Annotated in this window: 7 protein-coding genes; 2 read left to right on the top strand and 5 right to left on the bottom strand. The window is 61.9% G+C overall.

Going from position 1 to position 8623, the window contains the following annotated elements:
* From C8N44_RS13610 to C8N44_RS13590, 5 genes are all read right to left on the bottom strand, one after another.
* Window positions 1-881, bottom strand: an 881-nt coding sequence (locus C8N44_RS13610; RefSeq protein WP_107977322.1) for a LysR family transcriptional regulator, incomplete at its 3' end; no start/stop codon positions are given.
* A gap of 265 nt (window positions 882-1146) precedes the next feature.
* Complete coding sequence (locus tag C8N44_RS13605) at window positions 1147-1638, bottom strand: Hsp20/alpha crystallin family protein (RefSeq protein ID WP_043870002.1); 492 nt, start codon at window positions 1636-1638, stop codon at window positions 1147-1149.
* Between the two features lie 41 nt (window positions 1639-1679).
* A complete protein-coding gene (locus C8N44_RS13600) occupies window positions 1680-2078 on the bottom strand; it encodes an Hsp20/alpha crystallin family protein (protein ID WP_043870001.1) in 399 nt (132 codons plus the stop codon).
* 15 nt (window positions 2079-2093) lie between these two features.
* Window positions 2094-2522: an Hsp20/alpha crystallin family protein gene (locus C8N44_RS13595; protein ID WP_043870000.1), complete on the bottom strand. Its 429-nt coding sequence runs from the start codon at window positions 2520-2522 to the stop codon at window positions 2094-2096.
* Window positions 2523-2788: 266 nt separating this feature from the next.
* Window positions 2789-3724 carry a zinc metalloprotease HtpX gene (locus C8N44_RS13590; RefSeq protein ID WP_043869999.1) on the bottom strand — a complete coding sequence of 312 codons (936 nt, stop codon included), beginning with the start codon at window positions 3722-3724 and terminating at the stop codon, window positions 2789-2791.
* 187 nt (window positions 3725-3911) lie between these two features.
* Between C8N44_RS13590 and ftsH the strand changes: the two genes are divergently transcribed.
* Both ftsH and C8N44_RS13580 read left to right on the top strand, forming a co-directional pair.
* The gene (gene ftsH / locus C8N44_RS13585) at window positions 3912-5744 is read left to right on the top strand and encodes an ATP-dependent zinc metalloprotease FtsH (protein WP_043869998.1); all 1833 of its coding nucleotides are present in this window, start codon (window positions 3912-3914) and stop codon (window positions 5742-5744) included.
* Window positions 5745-5796: 52 nt separating this feature from the next.
* Window positions 5797-8577 (top strand): ATP-dependent Clp protease ATP-binding subunit, encoded by a 2781-nt coding sequence (locus tag C8N44_RS13580; RefSeq protein ID WP_052453271.1) that lies wholly within the window; start codon window positions 5797-5799, stop codon window positions 8575-8577.
* Window positions 8578-8623: the final 46 nt, after the last annotated feature.

Here is an 8623-nt window from a genome sequence, read left to right as displayed (position 1 = left end):
CTCGCCATGCTCAGAAGACGCCTGAACGCGGGGTTGTCGTTATTCGGCGACCAGATTGCAGAAAATGGAAGGCGCTCGCCCTTGATCGGTCGAAAGACCACTCCCGGGTGGTTCGTCACCGTCATCGCCTCGCTGACCACGGTCAAACCTCGCCCAATGGCAACCAATGACAGCAGGTTATCTCGACTTACGGATTGCACATGTATGTCAGGGTGCCAACTGAGGTCTGCCAGCTTCCTCACCAGATAGTGATAGATCTCTTGGCCCGGCGCTGTTTTGCTGACCATGAAAGCCTCGCCGCTAAGCTCGCGCCAGTCGACTGCTGTCCGGATGGCTAACTCATGACGTTCAGGCAGGACAACGAAAACACCTTCTGACCACATTAATGCGCTGTCACATTCTTGCCAGGTCCGGGTTCCAGTTAGGAAAGCGACGTCGAGTTTGAGCCGACGGATGGCAGCGACGTGTTCTTCCGGGTTTCCATCGATCAATTCGATCTGCACATGATTGTGCTGATCCCCGAAGGAGCACAGCAATTCGGCCAGAAAGCCCGAGGCAATCGATGAATAAATGCCGACTCTTATACTGCCGTTTTCCGATCTGCCAAGTGCCGCCATCGCGTGCAAGCTCTCATCAAGCCCGCGAATTATCTGACGTGCGCGAGGTAGAAATTGTTGCCCGGCGCGGTTTAGGGTCACACCGCTTCGATGACGGTGGAACAAGGATGTTCCGAGGCGATCCTCGAGATCGCAGATGCATCGACTGATTGATGACTGCTGGACACCCATCGTGCTTCCAGCCTTTCGGAAACTGCCATGATCGGCTGCATTAACGAAGCACCGCAGGTGCCGAAACTCAATGTCACGTGCTCTCCTTTTCATCGTGTGTCATCCGCTCGATGCCCCCATAGGTGAGTCTCGCACTCAATCGTGCAGGGTTCTGGTGCTGTGCTTGTGACGAGATCGTTCGTCCATTTTAGCTATGTGAACTACTCGGAAGTACTTTTGCGGAAGACCTGTCCCGGGCAACCGCCTGAAGTTCCAACCCGACCTGCATGGCTCTCTCCCGATTGGATTTAAGCGTCCAAGACAGGAGAAGTGTAGATCGTCGTGCCGACAGCACGGTACTGTCGGCACGACATTGGTATCAGGCGTTTTTCACCTCGATGCGCTTGACCTTGGCCTGCGCCTCCGGGGTCTGCGGCAGCTTGATCGTCAGCACGCCGTTCTTGAAGCTGGCATCGGCCTTCTCACCGTCGACTCCCGGCGGTAGCGGGATCGTGCGATAGATCGCGCCATAGCTGCGTTCGGAGAGATAATAGCCCTTCTTCTCCTCCTGCCGCTCGATCTTCTTCTCGCCCTTGATGGTCAGGATGTCATCGGTCACGGTGACCTCGATGTCCTTCATTTCCATCCCGGGCAGTTCGATCGATACCTCCACGTGATCTTCGGTCTCGACCACGTCGGATTTCGCCTCGCCGCCTCCCCAGGGCCAGTCGAAATCGCCGACGCGGTTCCAGAAGCCTTCGAACACACGGTTCATGTCGCGTTGAAGGGTGGCGATGGGGTTCTGGTCATCACTTTTCGGGTCGGGCGCATGATCCTTCCGCGCCCAGGGGATCAGGTCCTTGATCTGCATGTGAGTTCTCCTTTCTTCTTTTTTGGTGCGACGTGCCCGGCTTACGACGCCGTTACCGTGATCTTTTTGGGTTGGGCTTCCGCTGCGCGCGGCAGCGTCAGGGTCAGCACACCATTAGAGACCTGCGCGCCGATCTTGTCGGGGTCGAAATCGTCGGACATGGTAAAGGCTCGCTCGAAATCGCCCTCGCCGTATTCGGCATAGGCCAGTTGCAGCTTCTCGGGCTGCGTGGCATGGACCTTACCTCTGATCGTCAACACGCGCTTTTCGAGCGTGATATCCACGTCTTCGGCGGCGACGCCCGGCATCTCGAGTGTCAGTGTCACCCCGTCAGCCGTTTCGACGATGTCGGTCAGCGGCCTATAGATACGACGGCCGGTGGTGGTTTCCGGTGTCTCGGCCGGGGTCTTGTCGGCAGTATGTGTTACATCGTTGGTCATATATTGGTCCTCCTCTTACGCAGCCTTGATCTCGATTCTCCGCGGCTTGTCCTCTTCGGGGCGGCCGATCACGATGCGGAGCACACCGTTGGTCATCCGCGCCTCGACCTTGTCCTCCGCGGCCACGAAGGGTAGCCGAACCGAACGAGCGAACTTGCCAAAGCCGCGTTCGTTGCGGTGCCAGCGGGCGCCTTCCGGAATTTCGGGCGCCTTGCGCTCGCCAGAGAGCGTCAGGACATTCTCCTTCACGGAAATGTCGATGTCGGCCGGATCCACGCCAGGGAGTTCTGCAGTGATCGCGACCGCCTCGTCGCCCTGCCAGACGTTTACGGCGGGGAAAACGGGCTGGGTTACGCGGCTAGGAGAGGTCCCGTCAAAATCGCGCAGCATCGAGCGCATCAGCGCAAACGGATCGCTGCGACGTGTGTAGGTGGGATAGAGCATGTTTCGCCTCCGTCGTTTCAGTTGACGGCGTGGATTTGTCACCACGCCACTGAACGCCCGCGGAGAACGGACATGCTTCAAGGTTCGCCATTTTGGCGGCGGTCTAGAGCATTCGCGTCTGCCATGCGCTCCCCTCGGGCGAACGCCAGGCGGTCCGCTGAATCAGCCGAACCTGTCGCGTATCCGTGAAACCCCAACTGGGCGTTCCGCTGCGGATAAAGTGTTGCCTATTTGCAACTTCAAGACCTCGACGCAAAAAAATGTTCTCATCGATAGACGCCCCCAGGCCCGTAACGCGGCGTGGAAACGCGCACAGCCCGCGGTGCGTTCAGGGGAACGGACGGTGGGACCGGTCGGCGGGGTCCGGAAAGTGCGCGCAGCCGCCGGACTCGATCGGCGGTGGGCGGGTGCGTGCGCAGGAGCGAGGGTTCGGGGATGCGGCGTCCGGGCAGGAACATGTCTTCCCAGACGCGCCCGACGCGACGTTCCAGCTTGAGGAGGGCCGAAGCGAGGCCATCGGGATCGCCGGTCAGCTCGGCGCCACCCCTGTCGGCATCGTATTCCCGGGCCCGCGACAGCGCGAGCTGAAGAAGGGCCATGATCGTGGGTGAAAAGATCAGGACAAGCGGTACCTGCCAGGGCACATAAGCCGCGCCGGCCAGGATGAGCGGCAGGTTCAGCAGCAGGATGAGTTGCCCAACCCAGGACGCGAGCGACACTGCGCGCGACATCGCGTCGGCCAGACCCATGATCCAGAGATCGCGGTTGGCGATGTGAGCGACCTCATGCGCCAGGACCCCGGCCAGTTCGCGCTGGTTCATCAATCGCAGAAGACCATCACTGACGCAGACGGCGCTTTCATCCGGAGAGCCCATAGCGAAGGCGTTCGGCATCTGGCTCGGTACATAGTAGAGTTCCGGTACACGCGGCAGCCCGGCGCGGCGTGCGAGTTCGGCCAGTATCGCCATGCCCTCTGGAAATTCCCGCCCGCTGAGCCTGCGTGCGCCGTAGGCGTTCAGCAAAAGGCGTTTCGGGATGCCGGGTGACAGCAGCAATCCCAGCAAGGATCCGATGACGATCGCAATCGCCAAGCCCTGTCCCGCAATCGCCGAAACGATGAACCAGGCGATAACCGCCATACCCGCCAAAAGCAGTATGGATTGGAGCAGGTTCAGGAATTGGTGGCGCGGCGTCGCAGTCATGATCGCAATAAATTTCACTCGCGGCTAACGGGAAGTGGCACGCCACGGGATGTAAGAATTTTGGGCATCGTTGCCAGCTTCGATCTTCATGTCGGATCCCTCTTGAACTCGGCTCAAGCAATACCAATCTGGCCGGATGTGACAAATCAGCAACATCTCTACGGGTTGGCGCCGAGGAGAGAAGGGGATGGAAAAGAGAACCGAATTTAACATCTGGTACTGGATCGTCGCATTTTTTGCGGTGATCTTTATTCAGGATCTGATCGCCAGCTACCGCAGCATCGCGCCGATCAGCTACAGCCAATTCGAACAGTATCTCGCCGACGGCGACATCGCTTCGGTTTCGGTCGGGTCCGATACGATCACCGGCACCTTCGAGACTCCCATCGACGGCCGCTCTGGCTTCGTCACCACGATCGTCGATCCCGCAATTCTTGAACGGCTGGACGACGCGGATGTCGAGATCACCGGCGTTCCGCAAAACACCTGGATCGGGGTGCTTCTCTCCTGGGTGGTGCCTGCAGTGGTCTTCTTCGGTCTCTGGATGTTCGTCTTTCGCAAGTTCGCCGAGCGTCAGGGTTTTGGCGGTTTCCTGCAGGTCGGCAAGAGCAAGGCCAAGGTCTACATGGAGAAGGAAACGGGCGTCAGCTTTGCCGATGTGGCCGGGGTCGACGAGGCCAAGGCCGAGCTGGAGGAAGTGGTCGATTTCCTGAAGACGCCTGAGGATTACGGCAAGCTCGGCGCCCGGATCCCGAAAGGCATCCTGCTGGTCGGCCCGCCGGGTACCGGCAAGACGCTTCTGGCGCGGGCCGTGGCGGGCGAGGCGGGCGTGACCTTCTTCTCGATCTCGGGCTCGGAATTCGTCGAGATGTTCGTGGGCGTCGGTGCGGCCCGGGTGCGCGACCTGTTCGAGCAGGCCCGCAAGAACGCACCGGCGATCATCTTCATCGACGAGCTCGACGCGCTCGGCCGCGCCCGCGCCTCCGGTCAGATGGCCGGCGGGCATGACGAGCGCGAACAGACGCTGAACCAGCTTCTCACTGAGCTGGACGGGTTCGACCCGTCGTCGGGGATCGTGCTGCTGGCGGCCACCAACCGGCCGGAAATCCTCGACCCGGCGCTGCTCAGGGCCGGGCGCTTCGACCGGCAGGTGCTGGTGGACAAGCCCGACAAGAAGGGCCGCATCCAGATCCTCGGGGTACACATGAAGAAGGTGACGCTCGCACCGGACGTGGATGCGGAGAAGGTCGCCGGGCTGACCCCGGGCTTTTCCGGAGCGGACCTGGCAAATCTGGTCAATGAGGCGGCGCTATTGGCAACCCGCCGAAAGGCCGATGCGGTGACCATGGAAGACTTCAACAACGCAGTAGAGCGTATCGTCGCCGGGCTGGAGAAGCGCAACCGTGTTCTGAACGCGCGCGAGCGGGAAATCGTGGCGCATCACGAAATGGGGCACGCGCTGGTCGCGATGGCGCTGCCGGGGGTCGATCCGGTGCACAAAGTCTCGATCATCCCGCGCGGGATCGGTGCGCTCGGCTATACGATCCAGCGCCCGACCGAGGACCGCTTCCTGATGACCCGCGAGGAACTGGAGAACAAGATCGCCGTTCTTCTGGGCGGGCGTGCGGCCGAGAAGCTCATATACGATCACCTTTCGACCGGTGCCGCCGACGACCTGGTGAAGGCAACCGACATCGCCAGGGCCATGGTCGCGCGCTACGGCATGGACCCCGATCTGGGCCATGTCAGCTATGACACCGAGCGGCCCGGCTTCCTTGGCACGGGGGATCAATCCGCCTGGCTCAACCGCCGCCACAGCGAGGCAACGGCCGAGCGGATGGATACCGCTGTCAAGGCGATCATCGACGACATCTTCGCGCGTACGGTCGCGCTTCTCGACGCGAACCGGGCGCTGCTGGAGGAAACGTCCCGCGATCTGCTCTACCGCGAGACGCTGGACGAGCCCGACCTTCGGGCCATCGCAGAAAAGGTCCGCACTCAGGAGGTCGAGGCGGCCTGAACACAGAGACCCAGTCCGGACGTTCCGGCTGGGAGCATGACGGAGGTGAAAAATGGCAAACGGCATCTGTGATATCTGCAAATCCCGACCTGCCAGCTTTCGTGCGCAGGTCTCTGTCAACGGTGAACGCAAGGTGATGGAGCTTTGCGACGAGGACTACCGCAGGATCGCCCGACGGCAAGGGCGTAGCGCATCGCCACTGGAATCGCTTTTCGGAGGGCGCTCGCTCTTCGATGAATTCTTTGGCGATGCCGGTGGCCTTTTCGATCGGCTTGGCGAAGATCAGGGGCAACCCGTCCCTATCCGACAGGCGGGGCGCACCGCGCGGCGCGGCGGCATCAATATCGCTGACCGCCTGAGCGAACAGGCCAACCGGCTTTTGCAGGAGGCGGGCCAGAAGGCGCATGAATTCGGCCGGACCGAGGTTGATACGGAACACCTTCTGCTGGCGCTTACCGGCTCGGATGTTGTCCGCACGGTGCTGGGGCAGGTCAAGATCGACGCCGACGATCTGCGCCGCCAGATCGAGAGCGAAGCGAAGAAGGGCGACGCAACGGGGGAGGACCGTGAGATCGGCGTCAGCCCGCGGGTGAAGGATGCGCTGAACCGCGCCTTCATCGCCTCGAACGAGCTGGGCCATTCCTATGTCGGCCCCGAACACCTTCTGATCGGTCTCGCCGAAGAGGGCGAGGGCGTGGCGTCGAGCATCTTGAACCGGCTGGGCCTGACGCCGCAGGCGCTACGCCAGCAGGTGACAAAGGTCGTCGGTCAGGGGGCCGAGGAAGGCCGCGTCGAAACCCCGTCGAGCACGCCTGATCTGGATGAATACAGCCGCGATTTGACCAAGCTGGCGCGCGAGGGCAGGCTCGACCCGGTGATCGGCCGGGCGCGTGAAATCGAGACGACGATCGAGGTTCTGGCGCGGCGCAAGAAGAACAACCCGGTGCTGATCGGCGAACCGGGTGTCGGCAAGACCGCGATCATCGAGGGGCTGGCGCAGCGCATCGTCGCGGGCGAGGTGCCCGAGGCGCTGCGCGACAAACGGCTGGTCGAACTCAACATCAATTCGATGGTGGCCGGATCGAAATATCGCGGTGAGTTCGAGGAGCGGGTCCAGAAGATCCTCAAGGAGATCGAGGCCAACAAGGCCGACATGATCCTGTTCATCGACGAGATCCACACCATCGTCGGAGCCGGACAGGGCGGCGGCGAAGGCGGGCTCGACATCGCCAATACGTTCAAGCCGGCGCTGGCCCGCGGCGAGCTGAACCTGATCGGCGCGACCACCCTGAACGAGTACCAGAAATACATCGAGAAGGACGCCGCGCTGGAGCGCCGCTTCCAGCCGGTCTATGTCGATGAGCCGACGGTGGCGCAGACGATCATGATCCTGCGCGGACTGCGCGACACGCTGGAAAGCCACCACAAGGTGACGATCACCGACGAGGCCATCGTCGCGGCGGCCGAGCTTTCCGACCGCTACGTCACCGGCCGCTTCATGCCCGATAAGGCCATCGACCTGATCGACCAGGCTGCCGCGCGCGTGAAGATCAGCGCTACCGCGCGTCCCGTCGATGTCCAGGAGCTCGAGGCTGAGGTCGCCCAGATCCGGCGCGAGCAGGACTACGCTGCGGGGAGGAAGCAGTTCGACCGTGCTGCTGAACTCAAGAAAGAGCTTGAAGCCAAACAGGTCGAGCTTGACGAGTTGATGGAAACCTGGAAGCGCGACCGGGCCTCTGCGACGGCTGAAGTGCGCGCCGACCACGTGGCGCAGATCGTCTCGAAACTGACCGGCGTGCCGGTGAGCGAACTGACGACAGAAGAGCGCGAAAAGCTGCTGAAACTCGAGGACAAGTTGCATGAGCGGGTAATCGGCCAGGAAGAGGCCATCCATGCCGTTGCCGATGCCGTGCGACTGGCGCGCGCCGGGCTGCGCGAGGGCTCCGGCCCGACCGCGACCTTCCTGTTCCTCGGCCCGACCGGCGTCGGCAAGACCGAGCTGGCCAAGACTCTGGCGGAGACGATCTTCGGTGATCAGGATGCGATGATCCGCATCGACATGTCCGAATATGGCGAACGTCACGCGGTCGCGCGGCTGGTTGGCGCCCCGCCGGGCTATGTCGGTTACGACGAAGGCGGCCAGCTGACGGAACGGGTCCGGCGCCGGCCCTATTCTGTCGTGCTGCTCGACGAGATCGAGAAGGCGCATGCAGATGTCTATAACATCCTGCTGCAGGTCTTCGACGATGGCCGCCTGACCGACGGCAAGGGCCGCGTGGTGGATTTCACCAACACCATCATTATCGCCACGTCGAACCTCGGCTCCGATATCATCCAGCGCAACCTTCGCAAGCGCGGAACCAAGGAGTTCGACGAGGCAGGGCAGAAGGCCGAACTGATGGACGTGTTGCGTGCCCATTTCCGGCCCGAGTTCATCAACCGGATCGACGAAATCATCGTCTTCCATTCTCTGAACCAGTCGGAAATCCGGCAGATCGTCGAGCTGCAGCTGGCCCGTGTCGCCCGCACGGCGCTGACCCAGGGGGTCGAGCTCGACTATGACGGAAGCGTTGCGGAGCATTTCGGAGCAGTGGGTTTCCGGCCAGAGTTCGGCGCCCGCGAGTTGCGACGGCTAATCCGTTCGGAACTGGAGACTGAGCTCGCCCGCGAGATGCTTTCCGGTCGGATCGAGGACGGCGACAAGGTGCGCGTCGCCTGGACCGCGGATGATCAGAAGATCACGTTCCAAAAGCTGGAGAGCGCAGGAGAAACCGAGACCCCCGAAGTGCCGGGCAAAGCCGATAGCGAAGAGGCTGAGCCCGCCTCTGAATGATGGCCCGCGCACCGGCGGTGACGCCGCCGGTGCCGCAATCCGAAGA

Source organism: Allosediminivita pacifica, assembly GCF_003054175.1.
GTDB lineage: Bacteria > Pseudomonadota > Alphaproteobacteria > Rhodobacterales > Rhodobacteraceae > Allosediminivita > Allosediminivita pacifica.
This window is presented reverse-complemented; position numbering and strand designations above follow the sequence as displayed.